At 66.3% G+C, this 19,963-nt stretch carries 22 protein-coding genes; 11 read left to right on the forward strand and 11 right to left on the reverse strand.

The window, feature by feature from the left end; all coding sequences use genetic code 11:
• Positions 1-224 precede the first annotated feature (224 nt).
• The gene (locus HMPREF0591_RS10775) at positions 225-875 is read right to left on the reverse strand and encodes a TetR/AcrR family transcriptional regulator (RefSeq protein ID WP_007168563.1); all 651 of its coding nucleotides are present in this window, start codon (positions 873-875) and stop codon (positions 225-227) included.
• A gap of 242 nt (positions 876-1,117) precedes the next feature.
• Between HMPREF0591_RS10775 and HMPREF0591_RS10780 the strand changes: the two genes are divergently transcribed.
• Entirely contained in the window at positions 1,118-2,293 is a 1,176-nt protein-coding gene (locus HMPREF0591_RS10780; RefSeq protein WP_040622658.1) for an acyl-CoA dehydrogenase family protein, read from the forward strand.
• On the opposite strand, the gene HMPREF0591_RS10785 is transcribed toward HMPREF0591_RS10780, so the two are convergent.
• The 8 genes from HMPREF0591_RS10785 to HMPREF0591_RS10820 all read right to left on the reverse strand — a co-directional run bounded on the left by HMPREF0591_RS10785 (position 2,290) and on the right by HMPREF0591_RS10820 (position 8,356).
• The gene (locus tag HMPREF0591_RS10785; protein WP_040622322.1) at positions 2,290-2,553 is read right to left on the reverse strand and encodes a DUF4190 domain-containing protein; all 264 of its coding nucleotides are present in this window, start codon (positions 2,551-2,553) and stop codon (positions 2,290-2,292) included. The genes HMPREF0591_RS10780 and HMPREF0591_RS10785 overlap by 4 nt on opposite strands.
• 86 nt (positions 2,554-2,639) lie before the next feature.
• The gene (locus HMPREF0591_RS10790) at positions 2,640-3,398 is read right to left on the reverse strand and encodes an acyl-CoA dehydrogenase family protein (protein ID WP_083212340.1); all 759 of its coding nucleotides are present in this window, start codon (positions 3,396-3,398) and stop codon (positions 2,640-2,642) included.
• Positions 3,399-3,458: 60 nt separating this feature from the next.
• Positions 3,459-4,556, reverse strand: coding sequence for an acyl-CoA dehydrogenase family protein (locus tag HMPREF0591_RS10795; protein ID WP_007168567.1), 1,098 nt, complete (start codon positions 4,554-4,556; stop codon positions 3,459-3,461).
• Positions 4,553-5,002 carry a nuclear transport factor 2 family protein gene (locus HMPREF0591_RS10800; RefSeq protein WP_007168568.1) on the reverse strand — a complete coding sequence of 150 codons (450 nt, stop codon included), beginning with the start codon at positions 5,000-5,002 and terminating at the stop codon, positions 4,553-4,555. Before HMPREF0591_RS10800 ends, HMPREF0591_RS10795 begins: the two co-directional genes overlap by 4 nt.
• Positions 4,980-6,206: a metal-dependent hydrolase family protein gene (locus HMPREF0591_RS10805; RefSeq protein ID WP_007168569.1), complete on the reverse strand. Its 1,227-nt coding sequence runs from the start codon at positions 6,204-6,206 to the stop codon at positions 4,980-4,982. Before HMPREF0591_RS10805 ends, HMPREF0591_RS10800 begins: the two co-directional genes overlap by 23 nt.
• Positions 6,207-6,209: 3 nt before the next feature.
• On the reverse strand, positions 6,210-6,536 hold the full coding sequence (locus tag HMPREF0591_RS10810) for a hypothetical protein (RefSeq protein WP_007168570.1): 327 nt from the start codon (positions 6,534-6,536) through the stop codon (positions 6,210-6,212).
• Positions 6,517-7,809 (reverse strand): aromatic ring-hydroxylating oxygenase subunit alpha, encoded by a 1,293-nt coding sequence (locus HMPREF0591_RS10815; protein ID WP_007168571.1) that lies wholly within the window; start codon positions 7,807-7,809, stop codon positions 6,517-6,519. Before HMPREF0591_RS10815 ends, HMPREF0591_RS10810 begins: the two co-directional genes overlap by 20 nt.
• Positions 7,810-7,822: 13 nt before the next feature.
• Positions 7,823-8,356: a carboxymuconolactone decarboxylase family protein gene (locus tag HMPREF0591_RS10820; RefSeq protein WP_007168572.1), complete on the reverse strand. Its 534-nt coding sequence runs from the start codon at positions 8,354-8,356 to the stop codon at positions 7,823-7,825.
• Positions 8,357-8,792: 436 nt separating this feature from the next.
• Between HMPREF0591_RS10820 and HMPREF0591_RS10825 the strand changes: the two genes are divergently transcribed.
• The 9 genes from HMPREF0591_RS10825 (at position 8,793) to HMPREF0591_RS10865 (ending at position 16,463) form a co-directional block, all read left to right on the forward strand.
• Positions 8,793-10,091 carry an amidohydrolase family protein gene (locus tag HMPREF0591_RS10825; protein ID WP_007168573.1) on the forward strand — a complete coding sequence of 433 codons (1,299 nt, stop codon included), beginning with the start codon at positions 8,793-8,795 and terminating at the stop codon, positions 10,089-10,091.
• A 116-nt stretch (positions 10,092-10,207) separates the two neighbouring features.
• Entirely contained in the window at positions 10,208-11,374 is a 1,167-nt protein-coding gene (locus HMPREF0591_RS10830; RefSeq protein WP_040622323.1) for an acyl-CoA dehydrogenase family protein, read from the forward strand.
• Positions 11,371-12,180 (forward strand): enoyl-CoA hydratase/isomerase family protein, encoded by an 810-nt coding sequence (locus tag HMPREF0591_RS10835; protein WP_007168575.1) that lies wholly within the window; start codon positions 11,371-11,373, stop codon positions 12,178-12,180. The genes HMPREF0591_RS10830 and HMPREF0591_RS10835 overlap by 4 nt, the downstream gene beginning before the upstream one ends.
• A 4-nt stretch (positions 12,181-12,184) precedes the next feature.
• On the forward strand, positions 12,185-13,333 hold the full coding sequence (locus HMPREF0591_RS10840) for a thiolase family protein (RefSeq protein ID WP_007168576.1): 1,149 nt from the start codon (positions 12,185-12,187) through the stop codon (positions 13,331-13,333).
• Between the two features lie 119 nt (positions 13,334-13,452).
• Positions 13,453-14,046: a TetR/AcrR family transcriptional regulator gene (locus HMPREF0591_RS10845; RefSeq protein WP_007168577.1), complete on the forward strand. Its 594-nt coding sequence runs from the start codon at positions 13,453-13,455 to the stop codon at positions 14,044-14,046.
• Between the two features lie 17 nt (positions 14,047-14,063).
• A complete protein-coding gene (locus HMPREF0591_RS10850) occupies positions 14,064-14,579 on the forward strand; it encodes a hypothetical protein (protein ID WP_007168578.1) in 516 nt (171 codons plus the stop codon).
• A gap of 128 nt (positions 14,580-14,707) precedes the next feature.
• Positions 14,708-15,979: a cytochrome P450 gene (locus HMPREF0591_RS10855; RefSeq protein ID WP_007168579.1), complete on the forward strand. Its 1,272-nt coding sequence runs from the start codon at positions 14,708-14,710 to the stop codon at positions 15,977-15,979.
• The gene (locus HMPREF0591_RS10860; RefSeq protein WP_007168580.1) at positions 15,976-16,164 is read left to right on the forward strand and encodes a ferredoxin; all 189 of its coding nucleotides are present in this window, start codon (positions 15,976-15,978) and stop codon (positions 16,162-16,164) included. Before HMPREF0591_RS10855 ends, HMPREF0591_RS10860 begins: the two co-directional genes overlap by 4 nt.
• Positions 16,165-16,178: 14 nt before the next feature.
• Entirely contained in the window at positions 16,179-16,463 is a 285-nt protein-coding gene (locus HMPREF0591_RS10865; protein ID WP_040622326.1) for a DUF1330 domain-containing protein, read from the forward strand.
• Between the two features lie 59 nt (positions 16,464-16,522).
• Here the strand turns inward: HMPREF0591_RS10865 and HMPREF0591_RS10870 are convergent, their stop codons facing one another.
• Both HMPREF0591_RS10870 and HMPREF0591_RS10875 read right to left on the reverse strand, forming a co-directional pair.
• Positions 16,523-17,893 (reverse strand): LLM class flavin-dependent oxidoreductase, encoded by a 1,371-nt coding sequence (locus tag HMPREF0591_RS10870; RefSeq protein ID WP_007168582.1) that lies wholly within the window; start codon positions 17,891-17,893, stop codon positions 16,523-16,525.
• A gap of 65 nt (positions 17,894-17,958) precedes the next feature.
• Positions 17,959-19,143, reverse strand: coding sequence for a cytochrome P450 (locus HMPREF0591_RS10875; RefSeq protein WP_007168583.1), 1,185 nt, complete (start codon positions 19,141-19,143; stop codon positions 17,959-17,961).
• Positions 19,144-19,299: 156 nt separating this feature from the next.
• Between HMPREF0591_RS10875 and HMPREF0591_RS10880 the strand changes: the two genes are divergently transcribed.
• The gene (locus tag HMPREF0591_RS10880) at positions 19,300-19,941 is read left to right on the forward strand and encodes a TetR/AcrR family transcriptional regulator (RefSeq protein ID WP_040622659.1); all 642 of its coding nucleotides are present in this window, start codon (positions 19,300-19,302) and stop codon (positions 19,939-19,941) included.
• The last annotated feature ends 22 nt before the right edge of the window (positions 19,942-19,963 follow it).

Consider the following 19,963-nt stretch of genomic DNA (forward strand, 5'->3'; position numbering starts at 1 on the left):
ACTATTGATCGCACCCCTGAGCGCAGAACAGCCCGAACCGCGTCCCCGGGGATCGCGAATCTCGCCGCCTTTGCACTCTGTCACCACCCCGTCACGGGTGTCAACGACGAATCCGTTTTGGCTATTTGTGGTTCTAGATATTAGAGAATCCGATTCTCGGCAGCAAATGGCGTGCGGTATGTGAACGGGTCGAACAGGGGGTGACGGCGCCGCCGGGTTGTCGTCTAACCGACGAATCCGCGGGAGCAGAAGTCCCACACCTCTTCGCTGGTGATGGGGTGCACGGTCGCGTCGTCGGAGCCGCCGCTGGATTGCGCGATGAACATGACCGTCTGCATGGTCATCGCGGCCATCCGCTTCGCGTTGACGCCCGCGCGCAACTTACCGGCGTCGCTGGCCGCTTCCATCAGTTCGGTCAGCAAAGCCAGCAGGGGCGCATGTGCCACCTTGACCTCGGCGGGATGTGTGACCAGCAACCTGGGCGCGAAGTCGGTGAACAGGGGGCGCTTGGCGGTCGGGTCCGGACGCGAGGCCTCGTAGAGGAGTTGGACGGCGACCTTCAGGCGTTCCAGCGGGTCGGCTTGGCTTTCCGTCGCGGCCCGGATCTGGTCGGCTGACCGGCTCAGGGCGTCCTCGAACAGCGCCAGCAACAGCTCGTGTTTGCCGTCGAACTGCAGGTAGAAGCTCCGCAGCGACTGGCGGGACCGGTCGACGACCTCCTGGACGGTAAAGTCCGTGGAGCCTTTCTCGATGATGATGGCCTGCGCCGCATCGAGGAAGCGCTGAACGCGTTGCGCGGCACGGAGTTTCGCCGTCTTGATGGACCTCTCGACGGCGCGCTGCTTCCAGGCGGGTTCTTCGCTGGGGCTGGTCACGGCCGGCTCAGCTGATTGCCGCGAGGGGAGAACATGATTGGACTCTACCGGAGAACGCCGTGACATCGCTGCGCTCGACCCCCTCACGGATCATGTGTCGGAGATTGTAACTTTCTCGCCACGAGAATACTATTCTCTTAGACGTGTGTATGGAAGCGTAATCATAAGAGCGAACCGCCCCGTCGGCGGAAATCATGATCTACCGACGCCGGGGAGTGCTCACGACCGTTCCGGGGAGTCGCGTGCAGCTCACCTTCGACGCCGACGTGGAGGCTTTCCGCTCCGAATTCGTCGCCTTCCTGGATGCGCATCTGCCCTCCGAGGCCGAGGCGGCCGAACGGCCCCGCTCCAGCTCGCACGTGCCGGAATGGGCCCGCCGCTGGCAACGGCTGCTGTTCGACAGCGGGTGGTTGCTCCCGGGCAATCCGCCCGAGTTCGGCGGCCGCAACGCCACGCTGTTGCAGCAGTACGTGTACATGGAGGAACTGGGGCGGCGGCGCATCTATCAAAGCTTCAACCCGCAAGGGGTCGGCATCATTGCGGCGTCGTTGCTGAGTTTCGGTACGCCCGAGCAAAAGCGGCGGTGGGCGGTGCCGATCCTGCGGGCGGAGATGACCGCCTCGCTGGGAATGAGCGAACCCGGCGCGGGCTCGGACCTCGCGTCGCTGAAAACGCGGGCGGTGCTCGACGGTGACCACTTCGTCGTCAACGGGCAGAAGGTGTGGACATCGGGCGCCCACGACGCTGACGTGCTGCTGACCTTCGTGCGCACCGACCCAAAGGCGCCGAAGCACAAGGGCATCAGCGTGCTGCTGATCCCGACCGATACCCCGGGCGTGGTGCGCCGCCCGTTCGCGTCGATGTGCGACAGCGACGAGGTCGACTTCAACGAGGTCTTCTTCACCGACGCGCGCGTACCGGCCGAAAATCTGGTGGGCGAACTGAACGAGGGTTGGCGGGTGGCCACCGGCTCCCTGGGGCACGAACGCGTCATGCTCTGGACGGGCTACGTCGACCTATTACACGAACTGAGCATCGATTTCCGCCCATCGGGCCCACTGGAGCGCGATCGCTACGCGTCCCTGGTGATGGACGCCTACGCGCTGCGGCTCCTGGGATCCGCGGCGTTGTCGCGGGCCGCTCGCGGCGAAGAGGACGTCCCCGCCCAGTCGGTGCTCAAGCTGCTCGGTTCCGAGGCCCTGCAGCGGGCCTCCGAGGACGCGCTGGACGCCGCGCGAGCGGACGGGCTCGTGTACCGGGCGGTGACCGCCCCGTTCGCCCCGCTGAACCTCGACAGTCATTACCGCAGCTGGTTCGATCGATACGCGCGCAGCTTCGCCGCGACGATTGCCGGCGGCACCTCGGAAATCCAGCGGAACATCGTCGCCGAACGGGTGCTCGGGCTGCCGCGCAACTAGCGGGCGTCCAACCGGGCGTAGTAGCCGATCGCGACGAGCCCGGCCGCGATCGACACCGCACCTAACACCATGCCCGCCAACGCCATTCGCGGGTTGTTGGCTTCGCCTCGCTGCACCCGCCTGCGCGCGATGTCGCCCGTGATCACCGCCGCGATCCCGAAGGGCACCCCGATCAGCAGCCAGCACGTGACGAGCGCGACCAGCCCCACGAGCAGCGAAGCGACTCCCATCTCGTTACGGGGTTGCTCCGGTTGGCTCATCGGGTTCCATCCTCTTGTCGGCCAGCCGAAGTCTACGCGCAGGTTTCGCCGGCCCCTCCGTCACAGGAAATGCGGGCGCGGCCCGGCTACAGCTGTGCAAGACGAGGCGCAGACCGCTTGTCCACCAGAGCCTTTCCGGCTTCGCGGGTCAATTCGCGGGCGCTGCCCAGCAGCCCGTCCAGGATCAGCGACCGTTTGACATGGTGGTGCAGCGGGTGCTCGGCGGTGAAGCCGATGCCGCCGAGCACCTGCTGGCAGTGCCGGGCGGCGGTCAGCGCGGCCTGACCGGCGGCGGCTTTCGCCAGCAGCGAGGCCAGCCCGTCGTCAGCGCCGACCTGCCCGGCGGTGTGCAGCGTCGCCTCGGCACCCTCGATCGCGACCAACGTCTCGGCCAGCCGGTGCCGGATCGCCTGGAACGAGCTGATGTGCCGCCCGAATTGAACGCGGTCGAGAGCATGCCGGCGCGCCAGCGAGAGCATGCCCCGGCCGGTGCCGACCAACCACCAGCCCAGGGCCCGCCGCCCGGCGGCCAGCGCGGACGCCGGCAGCGGATCTCCCTGCGGCACGCGGCGGATCGGCAGCGACTCGTCCATCGCCCCGTCGGTGCCGTCCCCGCGCTCCCACGTCACCCAGGAGCCGCCGGCGAATGGGAGCGGCATGGCCCCGCCGGGGGCGGCACCGGTCTCGCGTGCCACCACGTCGTTGAGCACCGGCGCGTGCACGCCCGTCTCGCCGAGCAGCCGAAAGACCAGAGGCACGGCGACGCCGGGCATTTCGCCGAGCATCTCGAGCCAGCCCAGCTCGGTCAGCGCCGCGTCGAGCTTGGCGCCCGACGCGGCCGCCATCGTCGTCCGCAGCGAACCTTCCAGCAGGCGCAGCGACTCGGGATCCGTCGTCTCCACGGTTCACTCCTTCCCGAGGTCGAGCAGCCGCCGGGCGATGATGTTGCGCTGGATCTCGGCGGTACCGCCGTAGATGGTCGCCGCGCGCGAATACAGGTACTCCGCGCGCCAGGGGGTGTCGTCGAGCTCGAGTGTTCCGGGCAGCAGGTCGTGGACGGTGTCGTAGAGCCGTTGCTCGGCGCCGGCGAGCAGCACCTTGTCGATGGAGGTGTCCGGGCCCAGGCGAGCCCCGTCGCGCAGCCGATGCTGGGTGTCCCGGGATCGGCAGCGCAGCGTGTGCAGCGCCAGATAGGCTGCGCCCAGCGCGGATTCGTCGGGCTCGCCGGCATCGGTTGCCTGCACGATGAGTTCGTCGAAGCGGGAGTACAGGTAGGCGATGCGCTGCCAGAAGCACGTGGACCGCTCGTAGGGGAGCAGGTCCATCGCGAGCCGCCACCCGTCGCCGGGCCGGCCGAGCATGCGGTTCCCCGGGATGACCACGTCGTCGTAATAGACCTCGCAGAATTCGTCGACCCCGTGCATGGTCCGCAGCGGCCGGATGGTGATGCCGGGTGTGTCGAGGTCGACGAAGAATGCGGTGATCCCGTCGTGGCCGGGCGCGGTGCGGGTGAGTAGCACGCAGCGCGTCGAGAACTGCGCGAAGCTGGTCCAGACCTTCTGACCGTTGACGATCCAGTCGTCGCCGCGCGGCGTCGCGCGGGTGGTCAGCGAGGCCAGGTCGCTGCCGGACCCCGGCTCGGAAAAGCCTTGACACCATTGCTCTTCACCGCGCAGCAGCCGCGGCACCATCTCGGCCGCCAGCCCTGCCGGCGCGTAGTCGATCATCGTGGGTGCGAGCACCTCGAGCATCGAATAGGGGCCGGGTTCGGCGAGGCGGCGGCCGACGACCTCCTCGCCGACGATTGCGCGCAACACGGCGGGACCGCCCAGCCCGCCGACTTCGGCGGGCCAGCCGTAGCGCATCCAGTCGGCGTCGTAGAGGGCGCGGCTGACCCGGGCGAACTGCCGCATGTGGCCCTGCAGCGAGTGGTCGGGCCCGGGGGTCAAGTCATTGTCGTCGAGCCACGAGCGTAAACCCGCCCGGAACTCCTCGACATTCACGGCGTGGGACGGCCGACGGCGTGCGGGCGCCCGGAGTCGTGCACCCCGCTGCGGCGAATGAATGTCATGGCACGGGTTTTCAGCCGCCACCCGTCGGCGGTGCGGGAGTAGGTGTCGCGGTAGTAGCCGATCCGCATGTCGTGGGTCGCGTGGTCGATGAAGCACAACGGCTGGGTGCCGTTCGCGGAATCGCCACCGAGGTCGTCGATCAACGCGGTCCCGGTGAGGAACAATCCCTTCGGGGCCGCCGCCACCAGCTCGGGGAACCTGTCCAACGTGTAGGTGGAGCCGAAGGCGCTATAGGTGCCGTCCGGTGTGAACACGCCGATGAGGCCGCCGATGTCTTCCTGGGTGATGGTGACCGCGTAGCGGGCCAGCAGCTGCTGGATCTCGACCAGGTCGTCAGTTCTGGTCGGGCCGCCTTTAGACGGATCGGGTGTCGACATAGACCTTGCCGCCTTTCATGACAAAGCGCACGTTCTGGGTAACGGTTATGTCTTCCAACGGGTTTCCGGGGACCGCGATGATGTCGGCGAGCTGGCCCGGCGCGAGCCGGCCGCGGTCGGTCGAGTTGATCAGCTCGGCCGCGGTCACCGTCGCCGCCCGCAGCACCGCCAGGGGCGGCAGCCCCCAGTTGACCAGGGTGACCAGCTCGTCGGCGTTGCGTCCGTGCGGGATGGCGGGCGCGTCGGTGCCGACGGCGATCTTCACGCCGGCTTCGTAAGCGGCCAGTATGGAGGTCCGCGCCTTGGGGAACATCTCGGCGGCCTTGGCCTGCAGCTCGGGCGGGGCGTGGGAGACGTCCATCGCGTCGCCGTCGGCCAGGCGCCGGGTGCTCACCAGGAAGGTGCCGTGCTCGACCATCGACGCGATCGCTCCGTCGTCGATCAAGAAGCCGTGTTCGATGCAGTCGATGCCGGCATCGACTGCGTGCATGACCGCGTCGGCGCCGTGCGTGTGCGCGGCGACGCGCAGCCCGCGGCGGTGCGCCTCGTCGACGATCGCGCGCAACTCCTCGTCCGAATAGTGTTGCGCGCCCGGCGGGCCGGTCAGCGACATCACTCCGCCCGAGCAGCAGACCTTGATCAGCTCGGCGCCGTGTTTGATCTGGTAGCGCACCGCTTTGCGGATCTCGTCGATGCCGTTGGCGATGCCCTCCTCGACGCTCAGCTCCAGCGCATGGGGCGCGAACGCCGCGAACATCGTCGGGTCCAGGTGGCCCCCGGTCGGCGTGATCGCATGCCCGGCAGGCACCACGCGGGGTCCGTCGATCCAGCCGGCGTCAATCGCCTTGCCCAGGGCGACGTCCAACAGGTAGCCACCGGTCTTGACGAACAGGCCGAGGTTGCGCACGGTGGTGAAGCCGGCGCGCAGGGTGCGCCGCGCGTTGCCGACCGCGCGCAGCACCCGCGTCGGCGGATCGTCCTGAACCTGGGACAGCCCGGGCTTTTCGCCACGGCCGCCCATCAACAGGTTGACCTCCATGTCCATCAAGCCGGGCAGCAGGATGTGGTCGCCGAGGTCGATCACGTCACCGGCGGGCTCACCTCCCACACCCGTGATCCGCTCGCCCTCGACCTGCACGACGCCGGGAGACACGATCTCGCCGGCGTCGACGTCGAGCAGCCCGGCGGCCTTGAGCGTCAACACCGGTTAGATCACCGGTTCCCGGATGCACTCCACCCAGGCGGCGCCGCTGTCCGGCACCCGCGGCTGCTTCCACGCCTCGATCGGGAACGAAACCATGACGAGTGACTGCATCATGTGCATGAGAGCCCTTGCGTCATCGGGAAGGTCGTCCAGCGGGTACCTGTCGCAGTAGGCGATGGCATCGTTGATCCGTGGGAACGCCACGTCGTAGAACTCCTGCATCTCGGCCATCGTCGACGACAGCCGCTTGGCGTAGCGCTCTGGCTCGGTCGCCAGGTCCCAATCCAAATAGGGTTCCAGGTCCGCGAATTCAGACGGTAATTTTGCCATTGCCCTGGTACTCCTTCGCCCAATTAGCTACAAAGTCGCCGGTCGTCTTGTGCAGATGGCGGATCAAGACTTCCTGGTCGCACAGCAGGAACTCCTTGACGGCCCGGGTGCCGATCATGGTCTGGGTCGCTTCCAGCGTGTTGGCATCTTGCAGCGCGTATTCCTTGAAGGTTACGGCAGCCAACTCCTGGGCCAGGCGCTCCCGCGCGTTTCGCGGCGGAACGAAATACAGCGTGCACTCGAAGAGGTGCTTGTCCACCGCCGTGGGCCAGTAGTGGTAGGTCAGGAACCAGCCCGGCTCCCAGATCAGCAGCATGAAGTTCGGGTAGAAGAGCCACGAGTCGATTCCCCACTGCGGCACCCGCTTCACGTTGACACCCGGTGGCAGCTCCAGCTTCTCGATGATCTCCGGCTTGTCCCAGGGGCCGAACAAACCGCTGCGCAACACCTGATCCATCGGCTTGACCATCGACATGTCCGGGGGCGGCGCCTGACCACCCCAGGTCGACTGCAGGCTGTGCGGGCCGGCCAGCTCGTAGTGCAGCGCCTCGTAGCCGAACTTCTGGATCTTGGCGGCTTCCTCCTTGGTGTACTGCCCCTGGTGCAGGATCGGCGCGTGGTAGAACTCGACGAACGCGTCGATGAACAGCTTCCAGTTGCTGCCGACCTCGGCGCGGTAGGAGTAGGTCTCCGTCATCTCGCCGAAGGGGTAGCCCTCGATGCTCTTGGCCAGGGGGCCGAGGTAGTCGGCCAGCGGCGCCGCGTCGTGGTCGAAGTTGATGAAGATGAAGCCTTCCCACACCTCGCATCGGACCGGCGCCAGGCCGAAGTTGTCCTTGTCGAGGTCGAAGAACTCCTCTTCCTGTTGGACGAAGGTGAGGTCGCCGTCGAGGTTGTAGCGCCAGGCGTGGTACTTGCAGGTGAACTGCCGGCAGGTGCCAGAGGTCTCCTCGTTGGGGAAGTCGTTCCACACCAACTTGTTTCCGCGGTGGCGGCAGACGTTGTGGTATGCCTTGACCGTCCCGTCCTTGGTCTTGACGATGATCACCGATGTGCCCTTGCCGGCCGACGGCAGTTCCCGGGTGAAGTAGCTGCCGGTGCGGGGCAGTCGCTCGACCCGGCCGACGTTGAGCCAGGTCTTCCTGAAGATCGCCTCGCGTTCGGCCTCGAAGAACGCCGGGTCGATCGAGTCGGTGTAATCGACAGGCGCCGTGCCGAGGTCGGGGTAATTCTCTGTCCAGCTGCCTGCAGCCGGCTTGGGGAAGTGGGGCACCTTTCTACCTCTCTCAGTGGTTCTGATCGGCGTTCTCGAGCTGTACGCCAAAAGTGTTGAAGGCCATGGCCAGCGTGGCGTAGCAGCCGACCGTGAAGACGAAATCCATCCGCTGCCGGTCGTCGAGCCGCTCACCGAGTGCGGCCCACGTCTCATCGGACAGCCGAGACTTGTCTTCGAGTTCGTCGACGGCGGTGATCACCGCGCGATCGAACTCGTCCAGGCGGCCGGCGTCCTCGCCCACACCACGCACGGCGGCGATCTCACCGTCGGTGATGCCCTCGTCCTTGGCCATGCTGACGTGGTGAGACCACTCGTAGGCGCATTCGCGACGATGCGCCACCCGCAGGATGGCCAGTTCGCGGACGCGCGGTGGCAGCGTGGACGAAGTCAAGAGGTGGACGTTGAACCGCAGAAATGCCTTCGCCAGCGCCGGGTGGCGGGCCAGGGTGCTGAGCGCGTTGTTGGCGGCCGGGTCACGCATCGCGGAGAGCGCCTGGTGGGTCGCTTCGTCCCACTGGTCTGCCGGCAGCGGCGGCAACCGCATCCGTGCTCTCCTCTCGCCATCCTCCCGGCCACCTCTCGGCCTAGGAGAATCATATTCTCATTTCTAACCAATAGAGTTGCATGAATCGCGCGGCCGGTCAATGCCGGCGGGGAGGGGCGCGCGCGGTCGGGGCGCCATGCGCGGGTTCGGCCACCGAAATGGCCGCCTCCCAGCGAAAACGCCGGCGGTCGCGGCGGGCCCGCCCGAAACGGCGCCGTCTACCTCGGCGCATCCCCGATCCGGGGCGGGCAAACCGATGAGGCCGTTCCGTCCCCGGTCAGGCGAACAAGCCCCCGTCGCCGGCTCCGCTGGATGTTGATTCTCGCTTGGCGAGAAGATAGTTTTCATTTTAGTGATCTTGGTACGGGACAGCGATTCGCCGAGGCTGCGTGGGAAGCGGAACCGGATAGGCGGACCCGACGGAAGGGCAACGGCCATGAACAAAGAAGACATGATCCTGATCAGCGTCGACGACCACACCGTCGAGCCGCCGGACATGTTCAAGAACCACTTGCCGAAGAAGTACCAGGACGACGCGCCGCGGCTGGTGCACAACGCCGACGGTTCGGACATGTGGAAGTTCCGCGACACGGTCATCCCCAACGTCGCGCTCAACGCGGTCGCCGGCCGGCCGAAGGAGGAGTACGGCATCGAGCCGACGGGGCTCGACGAGATCCGGCCGGGTTGCTACAACGTCGACGAGCGCGTCAAGGACATGAACGCCGGCGGCATCCTGGCCTCGATCTGCTTCCCGTCCTTCCCGGGCTTCGCCGGGCGGCTGTTCGCGACCGACGACAACGACTTCTCGATCGCACTGGTGCAGGCCTACAACGACTGGCACATCGACGAGTGGTGCGGCGCCTACCCCGCGCGCTTCATTCCGATGGCGATCCCGGTGATCTGGGATGCCGAGGCGTGCGCCGCCGAGGTGCGCCGGGTGTCGAAGAAGGGCGTGCACGCGCTGACCTTCACCGAAAACCCGGCCGCGATGGGCTATCCCAGCTTCCACGACGAGTACTGGAACCCGCTGTGGAAAGCGTTGGTGGAGACCGACACCGTGATGAACGTGCACATCGGTTCCTCGGGTCGGTTGGCCATCACCGCGCCGGATGCGCCGATGGACGTGATGATCACGCTGCAGCCGATGAACATCGTGCAGGCCGCCGCCGACTTGTTGTGGTCGCGGCCGATCAAGGAGTACCCGGACCTGAAAATCGCGCTGTCCGAGGGCGGAACCGGCTGGATCCCCTACTTCCTGGAGCGCGCGGACCGGACCTACGAGATGCATTCGGCCTGGACGCACCAGAACTTCGGCGGCAAGCTGCCCAGCGAGGTCTTCCGCGACCACTTCCTGACCTGCTTCATCAGCGACAAGGTCGGCGTGGCGCTGCGGAACATGATCGGCATCGACAACATCTGCTGGGAGGCCGACTACCCGCACAGCGACTCGATGTGGCCGGGGGCGCCGGAAGAGCTGTGGGATGTGTTGTCACTGAACAACGTTCCCGACGACGAGATCAACAAGATGACGCACGAGAATGCCATGCGCTGGTACTCGTTCGACCCGTTCACCCACATCTCGCGTGAACAGGCGACGGTCGGCGCGCTGCGCAAGGCCGCCGAGGGGCACGACGTGTCCATCAAGGCGAAGGGCCACGACAAGGACTCCCGAGGCGGCTCGTCCTTCGCGGAATTCGCCGCCAACGCGAAGGCCCTCAGCGGCAACAAGGACTGACGCGCCACCACCGGCGCGCGGCGAGCAGACACAGAATCGCATTGCTCGCAGGGCAATCATGCGATTCTGTGTCTGCTCGCGCTGAAAGGAGACACCCGGAAGTGCCTGGCGCTGGAATGAATTTCGAGCTGACCGAGGACCAGGAACTGATCCGCCGGTCGGTCGCCGAGTTGGCCGGCAAGTTCGACGATCAGTACTGGATGGAAAAGGACCAGGCACACGAGTTCCCCACCGAGTTCTACGACGCCATAGCCCGGGGCGGTTGGCTGGGCATGACGATCCCCACCGAGTACGGCGGCCACGGTCTGGGCATCACCGAAGCCACCATCCTGCTCGAGGAGGTCGCGAAATCCGGCGGCGCCATGAACGCCGCGAGCTCGATTCACCTGTCGATCTTCGGGATGCAACCGGTGGTGGTGCACGGCTCCGACGAACTCAAGGCGCGCACGCTGCCCAAGGTCGCGACCGGTGAGGTGCACGTGTGCTTCGGCGTGACCGAACCGGGTGCCGGGCTGGACACCTCGCGCATCACCACCTTCGCCAAACGCGACGGCGACCGCTACATCGTCAACGGCCGCAAGGTGTGGATCTCCAAAGCCATGGAGTCCGACAAGATCCTGCTGCTCACCCGCACCCAAAGCTATGACGAAGTCACCAAGAAGACCGACGGGATGACGCTGTTCATCACCGATCTCGACCGCAGCCGCGTCGACGTCCGGCCCATCCGCAAGATGGGCCGCAACGCCGTCAGCTCCAACGAATTGTTCATCGACAACCTCGAGGTCCCGGTCGAGGACCGAATCGGTCAGGAAGGCAAGGGTTTTCAGTACATCCTCGACGGCCTGAACCCCGAGCGGATGCTGATCGCCGCAGAGGCGCTCGGCATCGGCCGGGTGGCGCTGGACAAGGCGGTCAAATACGGCAACGAGCGCGAGGTCTTCGGCCGGCCCATCGGCATGAACCAGGGCCTGCAATTTCCGCTCGCCGACTCTTTGGCACGCCTCGACGCCGCCGAGCTGATGTTGCGCAAAGCCACCTGGCTGTACGACAACGGCAAACCCTGTGGGCGCGAGGCCAATACCGCGAAGTACCTGTGCGCCGACGCGGGCTTCGCCGCCGCGGACCGGGCGTTGCAGACCCACGGCGGCATGGGTTACGCGGAGGAGTACCACATCACGCGCTACTTCCGCGAGGCCCGGCTGATGAAGATCGCGCCGGTCAGCCAGGAGATGATTCTGAACTTTTTGGGATCCAACGTCCTGAAATTGCCGAGGAGCTATTGACCGCGACCGACGGTCCCGTGCTGCTGTCCCAGGACCGCGACGGAGTACGCACGCTGACCCTCAATCGTCCCCGCCGCAAGAATGCGATCAACCCCGAACTGTGGATCGCGTTGCGCGATGCTCTGCACGCCGCCGGTCGCGACCATGGTGTGCGCGCGCTCGTGCTCACCGGCGCCGGCGGCAGTTTCTGTTCCGGCGCCGACATCTCGATCCCGGAAGATATCCACCCGAACCACAAGCTGCAGCGGCTCACCGACGTGGCGCTGGCCCTGCACGAGCTCGCAATACCGACCATCGCCAAGGTCACCGGGGTGGCCGTCGGGGCGGGCTGGAACCTCGCGCTGGGCTGCGACTTCGTCGTCGCCACGCCGGAATCGACGTTCTGCCAGATCTTTTCCAAGCGGGGCCTGTCGATCGATCTCGGCGGATCGTGGCTGCTGCCCAAGCTCGTCGGCCTGCAACAGGCCAAGCGGCTCGCGCTGCTGGCCGAGACGATCGACGCCGAGGAGGCGTACGCCCTCGACCTGGTGACGTGGGTGGTGTCGGCTGCGGAGATCGACACCTTCGTCGACGATCTCGCCGGAAGGCTGGCGGCCGGCCCACCGGTCGCGCTCGCCCACACCAAGGCCCTGCTGAACGAGGGCGCGGATTGCACCCTGCGCGAGGCGCTGGCCAACGAGGCGCGCGCCCAGGTGGGCAATTTCGCGACGGCCGACGCGGCCGCCGCGTATGCCGCCTTCGCGGAGCGGCGGGAGCCGTCGTTTACTGGCCGGTGGGCGTTATCGAAATCCAGGGAAGCGGAGTAGGGATATGCGGGAAACAGTCATCGTCGAAGCCGTGCGCACCGCCGTGGGCAAGCGCAACGGCGGCCTGTCCGGAATGCACGCCGCCGACCTGTCCGCCGTCGTCCTCAACGAACTGCTGGAGCGCGCCGGAGTGGGCCCGGAGATCGTCGACGACGTGATCTGGGGCTGTGTGTCGCAGGTCGGTGACCAGTCCAGCAACATCGGCCGCTACGCGGTGCTGGCCGCCGGGTGGCCGGAGACGATCCCGGGGACCACCGTCAACCGCGCGTGCGGTTCCAGCCAGCAGGCGCTCGACTTCGCGGTGCAGGCGGTGATGTCCGGCCAGCAGGACGTCGTCGTCGCCGGCGGCGTCGAGGTGATGAGCCGCGTTCCGCTGGGATCGGCGCGGGCGACCGGCATACCGTACGGACCGAAAGTGCTGGCCCGCTATGACGACTTCTCGTTCAACCAGGGGCTGTCGGCGGAGATGATCGCCACGAAGTGGGGCTTCTCGCGCACCCGGCTCGACGAGTACTCCGCCCAGTCCCACGAACGGGCCGCCGCGGCCCAGGATGCCGGCGCGTTCACCGGCCAGATCGTGCCGGTGTTCACCGACGACGGCACCGTCGTCGCCGCCGACGAGGGCATCCGGCGCGGGACCACGGTCGAGAAGCTGAGCGGCCTCAAGCCGGCCTTCACCGACGACGGCGTGATCCATGCGGGCAACTCCTCGCAGATCTCCGACGGCGCGGCCGCGCTGCTGGTGACCACGGCCGAGATGGCGGTCGAGTTGGGGCTCACCCCGCTGGTGCGCTACCTGGCGGGCGCGGTGACCGGGGCGGATCCGGTGCTGATGCTCACCGGGCCGATCCCCGCCACGGAGAAGGTGTTGAAGAAGGCCGGCGTGTCGCTGGCCGAGGTGGGCGCGTTCGAAGTGAACGAGGCCTTCGCGCCGGTGCCGCTGGCGTGGATCGCCGAGACCGGGGCGGACCCGGCGCGAGTCAACCCGCTCGGTGGCGCCATCGCGCTGGGGCACCCGCTGGGCGCGTCCGGCGCGGTGTTGATGACTCGGATGGCAAACCACATGCGCGACAACGGGATTCGCTACGGTCTGCAGACCATGTGCGAGGGCGGCGGCACCGCCAACGCCACGCTGGTCGAGCTCGTGCGCTGAGGCGCGCTCAAACCCTGGCCGGAAAGCGGCGCCCCGCGTGACCCTTGTCACAGCGGGGCAACTAACCTACTGTGTGTTCACTAGGTTGGTTCAGTCCGCACATCGGCCGAAGGAGTCCGGTGCCCGACGCACGGCGATACGACACGCTGCTCGCCAAAGGCGAGGACCGCAAGCAGCGGATCCTCGACGTCGCGCAGCGGCTGCTCACGCGCAACGGCTGGCGCAGCACCACCCTCGCCCAGATCGCCGGCGAGGCCGGGGTCACCCCCGCGGGGCTGCTGCATCACTTCGAGTCGAAAGAACAGCTGCTGCACGCGGTGCTCGACGCCCGCGACCTCGACGATGATCTGCACGCCGACCGGACGGGCGATCTCTTCGACCAGATCGCGCAGGTCGCCGACCGGTTCAACCGGGCACCCGAACTCGTCGGCACGTTCACGGTGCTGCTCGTCGAAAACATCCTTCCGGACGCCCCCCTGCACGACCGGATGCTGTCCCGGCATCGCGCCGCGACCGACATCGTCGCCGATCTCATCCGCCGCGGTCAGGCGGATGGCCGGTACCGCTCGGACATCGACCCCGCCGTCAAGGCAGTGGAAATTCTCGCCTTCGTCCACGGAATGGAAACCACATGGTTGCTCGATCCATCGATACCGCTAACCGAGGCGTTCAAGCAGTACGCCGAAGCACTGGCGCGGGACTTCGCCCCGTAGAAGGGCCGCGCGAGGACATGAGATACCGGCTCGACGTGGTCGCCGCCACCGTCGACGACGTGGTGCGGTTCGCCGGCGGCTGGCTCTTCGACCGGGCGATGGCGGGGTGGGACGTCACTGTCCTCCTGATGGACCTCGCCGACCATCCCGACTATCGGCCGCTGCAGATCCTCGGCGCGCGGGTGGTCGACCTGGAAGACGCCCTGGCGTCGGTGCAATCGCGCCCCCGCCCCCAGGCCCTCGCCGCCGCGGCGGACTTGTTCGGGTGCGACGCGCGGGTGCGACAAGGGGTGCTGCAGGCCCTCGACCACGGCGTCACGGAGGTGACGCTGTGGGGGGAGAACTGGCCCGCCGAGCTCGACGACAGCGTCGGCCTGGTGCAGCACCGGCTGAGCACGGCCGCCCACACGTTCAAAGCCCAGGCCCTGGCGGCCGCCGCCCTCCCGCACGGCGCGATCGGTCACGTCGAGACCTTCCGCAGCGGGCTGCTGGCGTGGCCGTCGGTCGCCGCCGACCTGATTCCCGCCGGCTGACGCGGCAGATCGGCGCCCGCAGAGCGCGGCGGCGCCGGCCCCTCGTTGACGACCACCATGCCGTATGGAAATGTAATACTCATCTGCGAGAGGCGCGTTCTCACTAGCCGAGATTCAAGGAGCAGGAGATGGCGAGCGAATTCTCCGAGTTGGACTTCTTCCGCGGCGGAGAGCTGATCGACGACCCGTATCCCTACTACGAGGCGCTGCGCCGGCAGTGCCCCGTCACGCGCGAGGGCCATCACGGCGTCACGATGATCACCGGTTGGGACGAGGCTTGCGCGGTGCTCAACGACGCCGAGACGTGGTCCTCGTGCATCTCGGTGACCGGTCCGTTCCCCGGCTTTCCGGTACCGCTGGAAGGTGACGACGTCACCGAGGTGATCGAGAAGCACCGCGACGAATTGCCGTTCAGCGACCAGCTGCCCACGCTCGATCCGCCGACCCACACCAACCATCGCTCGCTGCTGATGCGGCTCATCACCCCGAAGCGCCTCAAGGAGAACGAGGACGCGATGTGGGCGCTCGCCGACCAGGCGCTCGACACCTTCCTCGCGCCCGGTCACGGCGAATTCATCAAGGGTTTCGCCGGTCCCTTCACCCTGCTGGTGATCGCCGACCTGCTCGGCGTGCCGGAGGAAGACCGCGACAAGTTCGTCAAGGGCATCCGCGACCACTCGGGGGGCGGCGTCGGGGGCACCAAGGGCTCGCTGGCGCACAGCCCGCTGGAATTCCTCTACGGGCTGTTCTCCGACTACGTCTCCGACCGCCGGCGTGAGCCGCGCGACGACGTGCTGACCGGCCTGGCCACCGCCACCTACCCGGACGGCTCGATCCCCGACGTCGAGGACGTGGCCCGGGTGGCCAGCAACGTCTTCTCGGCGGGCCAGGAGACGACGGTGCGGCTGCTGGGCGCGGCCCTGCAGACGCTCGGGGAACGCCCTGACATCCAGGCGCAACTGCGCAAGGACCGCAGCCTGATTCCCAACTTCATCGAGGAGTCGTTGCGCCACGAGAGCCCGGTGAAGGGCGACTTCCGGTTGAATCGGGTGCCCGCCAACGTCGGTGGCGTGGACCTGCCCGCGGGCACGACCGTGATGGTCGTGCAGGCGGCCGCGAACCGCGACCCCCGCCGGTTCGAGGACCCCACCACCTTCGACCCCGCCCGCAAGAACGCCCGCCAGCACATCTCGTTCGGGCGCGGCATCCACAGCTGCCCGGGCGCGCCGCTGGCGCGCGCCGAAACGCGGGTGGCGATCGAACGCCTGCTCGACCGGACGTCAGACATCAGGATCGACGAGCGCGCGCACGGCCCGGCGAACGACCGCCGCTACCAATACGTTCCGACGTACATCCTGCGCGGCCTGACGGAGCTGCACCTGGAGTTCACGCCGGCATGAAAGTCACAGTCGACGACCAGCGCTGCCGCGGCCACGGTGTCTGCACCACACTCTGCCCGGAGGTGTTCAGCCTCACCGACGACGGTTATGCGGAGGCGATATCGTCCGAGGTCCCAACGGAATTCGAGGCCGCCACGCAGGAGGCCATCGAGTGCTGCCCCGAGCAGGCCATCAGCAAAACCTGACCGAAGGAGATTCAGTGGCGAAAGGGTACGTCATCCTCACGGAGGCCATCAAAGATCCGGAGGGCATGAAAGCCTATGCGCAGGCGGCTGGTTCGGCCATGGCCGGCGCCACCATTCTCGCGGTGGACACCGCTCCCAAGGTGATCGAGGGCGCCTGGCACGGCGACCAGACCGTCGTGCTGGAATTCGAATCGGTGGACGCGGCCCGGGCGTGGTACGAGTCCGAGGGGTATCAAAAAGCGGCGAAGCTGCGGCAGGCGGCGGCCGACTGCAACGCGGTCATTCTCGCCGGGTTTTAAGTCCGCGTCGGGCGACCACTCGTCGGCCTTCCTGGGAAGGATCGCCATCCGAGTCACCCTCAGCTGAACATGCCGCGATACCGGGACGCAGGGTGGCGATCGGAAACCTGCGGCGATTCGGCGTCGAACAGCTTCTGCCGCAACGTTCCCGGTCGATAGTCCTTCTGCATCAGTCCCTTGTCCTGCAGCACCGGCACGACATGTTCAAAGAACTCGTCGTAGCTCTGGGGCATCAGAATGTTCATGATCTGCACGCCGTCGACGCCGGCGGCTTGATACTCGGTGAGGCGTGTCGCGATCGTCTCCGGTGACCCGACGACCATCTGGGGCAGCGACAGCGTGGTAAGGAAGTCGTGCACCGTGGGCTTGACACCGGCGGGCCAGGCGTTGATCACGGACCGGAACGCCCCTTGAATGCCGGGCAACTCGTCAACTAGGTCTTCCAGCGGGGTCTGCGGGTCGTAGCGCCCGAGGTCCGTGCCCGATAGGCCCGCAAAGTAAGCGACCTGACCTTCCTGACTGCGATAGCGCTCGAGTTCTTGCCATTTGCGGAAGGCTTCTTCGTCCGTCGACCCCACCACGAACATGAGACCCTGCAGAAACAGAATGTCGCCGTCACGCCGGCCGTGCTGACGGGCCCGCGCGCGCACCGAGTCGATCTGCTGCGCAATCGTCTCTGGGGTATAGGCGGACAAGAACATCAATTCGGCGTGCTTGCTGGCGAAGTCGAGCCCTGCCGGTGATCCGCCGGCCTGCGCCAGCACCGGTGTGCGTTGCGGCGAAGGCTCCATGAGGTTGAAACCCTCTACGCGATAACGCTCCCCGCTGTGATTGATGTCGTGGACCTTCGCCGGGTCGATGTACACCCCACGAGAAAGGTCATCGACAATCGCGCCCTCGTCCCACGACCCCTCCCAGAGCTTGTAGACCACATCGACGTACTCCTGAGCCCAGTTATAGCGCTCATCGTGCGTAAGGGTGCTGGGCAGACCGAAATTGCGGAAGGCCCGCTCGTTGGCCGAGGTGACGATGTTCCAACCGACCCGACCGCCGGACAGGTGATCCAAGGTCGACACCTGGCGGGCGAAGGCAAACGGATGTTGGGCAATGACCGAGCTGGTGTAGAGAAAACCGATGTGGCGCGTCTCGCGAGCCAGCGCCGGCATCAGCATGGTGCAGTCGCCGATCGGGACGTTGACCGCCTGCTCGAAGACGATGTCGCGAGATCGGTTGAATTCGCCCTGTATACCCAGGACATCGGTGAAGAAGAACGCGTCGATCTTTGCCTGTTCGGCTTTCTGGGCGAGGTCGACCCAAAGCTCGAAGTTCTTGTATTCCTTATTGCGCGCCTCCGGATGGCGCCAGATCCCCTGAAAGTTGTGGCCGACCGAATCCATCACCAGCAAGGTGAAGATCATCCGCTTCGTCATCGAGCGCTAATTCCTTTCCACCGCGCAGTCGCTGTTGACCTCTGCCGCCACCGCATGCCTCCAACTCAGCCGATGACGGCCGGCATGGAGTCCCAGCCGCGCACCGTGGAGGTGCGTGACCGGCGAGCCTTGTCGAAGTCGATGTCCCACTTCGGGAATCGCTTGAGTACTTCTTCGAGTGCGATTCGGCCCTCGAGCCGCGCCAGCGGTGCACCGAGGCAAAAATGTGCGCCGCGGCCGAAGGTGAGGTGGCCACCGGGTCGACGATGAATGTCGAATCGGTCAGGTTCGTCGAAGTGCCGTTCGTCCCGATTCGCCGAGGCCAGCATCAACAGCAATGCGCTGCCCGTGGGCACGATCTGGCCATGGAATTCCACGTCTTCGGCAACCCATCTGGCGACGTGGGGTCCCGGCGGCTCATAACGCAGCAGCTCCTCGATCGCGTTCGGGACTAAACCGAGATTCTGGACAAGGGCGGAACGTTGATCGGGATTCTCAGCCAGCACCTTGCCCATCCACCCGAACAGCCGGCCGGTGGTTTCCACCCCCGCGCCTGCCACCACCGCCAAAAAGATCAGCAGTTCTTCGTTCGTCAGCCGGCGGGTCGCGCCGGTCTCGTCTTCGAACTCCACGCTGAGAAGTTCGGTGATCAGATCGTCGGACGGGTTCTTGGCGCGCCATGCCAGGTAGTCGGCAAACAAGTCACCGTCGAAGTAGTGGTCCTTGTTCACGGGCAACGGTTCGCCCGGCCTGTTGCGCAGGACGCGGTGGGCATGCGCTCGTACGGAGGGCTGGTCGGCATCGGGAATGCCGACCAGCATGCCTATGGTGCGCATCGGCAATTCGGCGCCGAGGTCGACGACGAAGTCGAACCGATCACGACCGACCACGGGATTCAGACAGGCGATGCAAAACGCCCGCACCTTGTCTTCGATCGCGCGGATCCGCTTCGGCATGAACGCCCTCGACACCAAGGCCCGGTGGATGGTGTGCAACGGTGGATCCTCATTGATGAACACGCCCGGGGGCATGACGGGATCGGTCTTGACGACCTCGAGGATGTCCCCTTTCGCCGAGCTGAGCCGGGCGCAATCCCGAAGTGCCGCGTCTACATCCGCGTAGCGGCTGAGTCCCCAGAAGCCGTGGCGCTCGTTGTAATAGAGCGGTGCCTCATCGCGCAGGCGTCGGTATGTCGGGTAGGGATCGGCGTCGATCTGGACATCCCATGGGTCGTAGTACAGCTCATTCAAGGGTCCTCCTTGCCGAAATTCTGTACGAGCATATAGCACGCGCTGTACGACCGTATAGGACATGGCGCTGACGACCCGAGCTTCCGCGGTGGCACCATCCGGGCGTACAGCAGATGCAGGTGCGAATATGGTTCAAGGACCAAGAGTGAGGTGACCATGGCAGCATCGCCGCGCCGCGTGGGTGCAGAGACGTCTAAAACGCGCGACGTCCTGCTCGACTGCGTCGAGACGATGATGTTGGAGGATGGGTATGCCAGCGTCAGCTATCGCGCACTGGCAGCCAAAGCAGGGGTGACGGCAAGCCTGGTGCAGTACTACTTTCCGTCCCTTGACGAGATTTTCCTCGCCGCGATACGTCGCTACTCCGAGCGCAATCTGGGCATCCTGCGCTCTGCGTTGGAAAAGCGGACGCAAGACCCACTGCATGCCATGTGGGAGTACAGCTGGGACGAAGCCACCGGCGCGTTGATCACCGAATTCATGGCGCTGGGAAACCATCGGAAGTCGATACGTTCGGAGATCGCCGAGGTGACCGAACGGATGAGGAAACTGCAGGTCGACGTTCTGAGCCAAGCGTTCGGTGCCAAAGCGCGCTTTGATGGCGACCTATCGCTTGGCGCGCTGGTTCTGCTGATCACCGGAATTCCCAAATTCCTCAACCTGGAAGAAGGTGTGGGGGTCAAGACCGCCCACCAAGAAGTGGTCCGGGCCGTCGAGCGCTACCTCGATGCGGTCGAGCCCGGATCGGTCCGGCGCCGGCGCAAGTCGCCCAAGAAATCTTCCCTACCTCCTCGCTAGGTGGTCTCGAGTGCGTGACTCA

Origin of the sequence: Mycobacterium parascrofulaceum ATCC BAA-614, assembly GCF_000164135.1 — a bacterium.
Taxonomy (GTDB): domain Bacteria; phylum Actinomycetota; class Actinomycetes; order Mycobacteriales; family Mycobacteriaceae; genus Mycobacterium; species Mycobacterium parascrofulaceum.

Excerpts from the sequence above, each read along its gene's own strand:
- HMPREF0591_RS10810 (WP_007168570.1), bottom strand. The coding sequence starts at position 6,536 with ATGGCAAAATTACCGTCTGAATTCGCGGACCTGGAACCCTATTTGGAT.
- HMPREF0591_RS10830 (WP_040622323.1), top strand. The coding sequence starts at position 10,208 with ATGAATTTCGAGCTGACCGAGGACCAGGAACTGATCCGCCGGTCGGTC.
- HMPREF0591_RS10870 (WP_007168582.1), bottom strand. The coding sequence starts at position 17,893 with ATGACGAAGCGGATGATCTTCACCTTGCTGGTGATGGATTCGGTCGGC.
- HMPREF0591_RS10855 (WP_007168579.1), top strand. The coding sequence starts at position 14,708 with ATGGCGAGCGAATTCTCCGAGTTGGACTTCTTCCGCGGCGGAGAGCTG.
- HMPREF0591_RS10790 (WP_083212340.1), bottom strand. The coding sequence starts at position 3,398 with ATGGCGGCCGCGTCGGGCGCCAAGCTCGACGCGGCGCTGACCGAGCTG.
- HMPREF0591_RS10850 (WP_007168578.1), top strand. The coding sequence starts at position 14,064 with ATGAGATACCGGCTCGACGTGGTCGCCGCCACCGTCGACGACGTGGTG.
- HMPREF0591_RS10785 (WP_040622322.1), bottom strand. The coding sequence starts at position 2,553 with ATGAGCCAACCGGAGCAACCCCGTAACGAGATGGGAGTCGCTTCGCTG.
- HMPREF0591_RS10825 (WP_007168573.1), top strand. The coding sequence starts at position 8,793 with ATGAACAAAGAAGACATGATCCTGATCAGCGTCGACGACCACACCGTC.
- HMPREF0591_RS10860 (WP_007168580.1), top strand. The coding sequence starts at position 15,976 with ATGAAAGTCACAGTCGACGACCAGCGCTGCCGCGGCCACGGTGTCTGC.
- HMPREF0591_RS10880 (WP_040622659.1), top strand. The coding sequence starts at position 19,300 with ATGGCAGCATCGCCGCGCCGCGTGGGTGCAGAGACGTCTAAAACGCGC.
- HMPREF0591_RS10820 (WP_007168572.1), bottom strand. The coding sequence starts at position 8,356 with ATGCGGTTGCCGCCGCTGCCGGCAGACCAGTGGGACGAAGCGACCCAC.
- HMPREF0591_RS10800 (WP_007168568.1), bottom strand. The coding sequence starts at position 5,002 with ATGTCGACACCCGATCCGTCTAAAGGCGGCCCGACCAGAACTGACGAC.
- HMPREF0591_RS10840 (WP_007168576.1), top strand. The coding sequence starts at position 12,185 with ATGCGGGAAACAGTCATCGTCGAAGCCGTGCGCACCGCCGTGGGCAAG.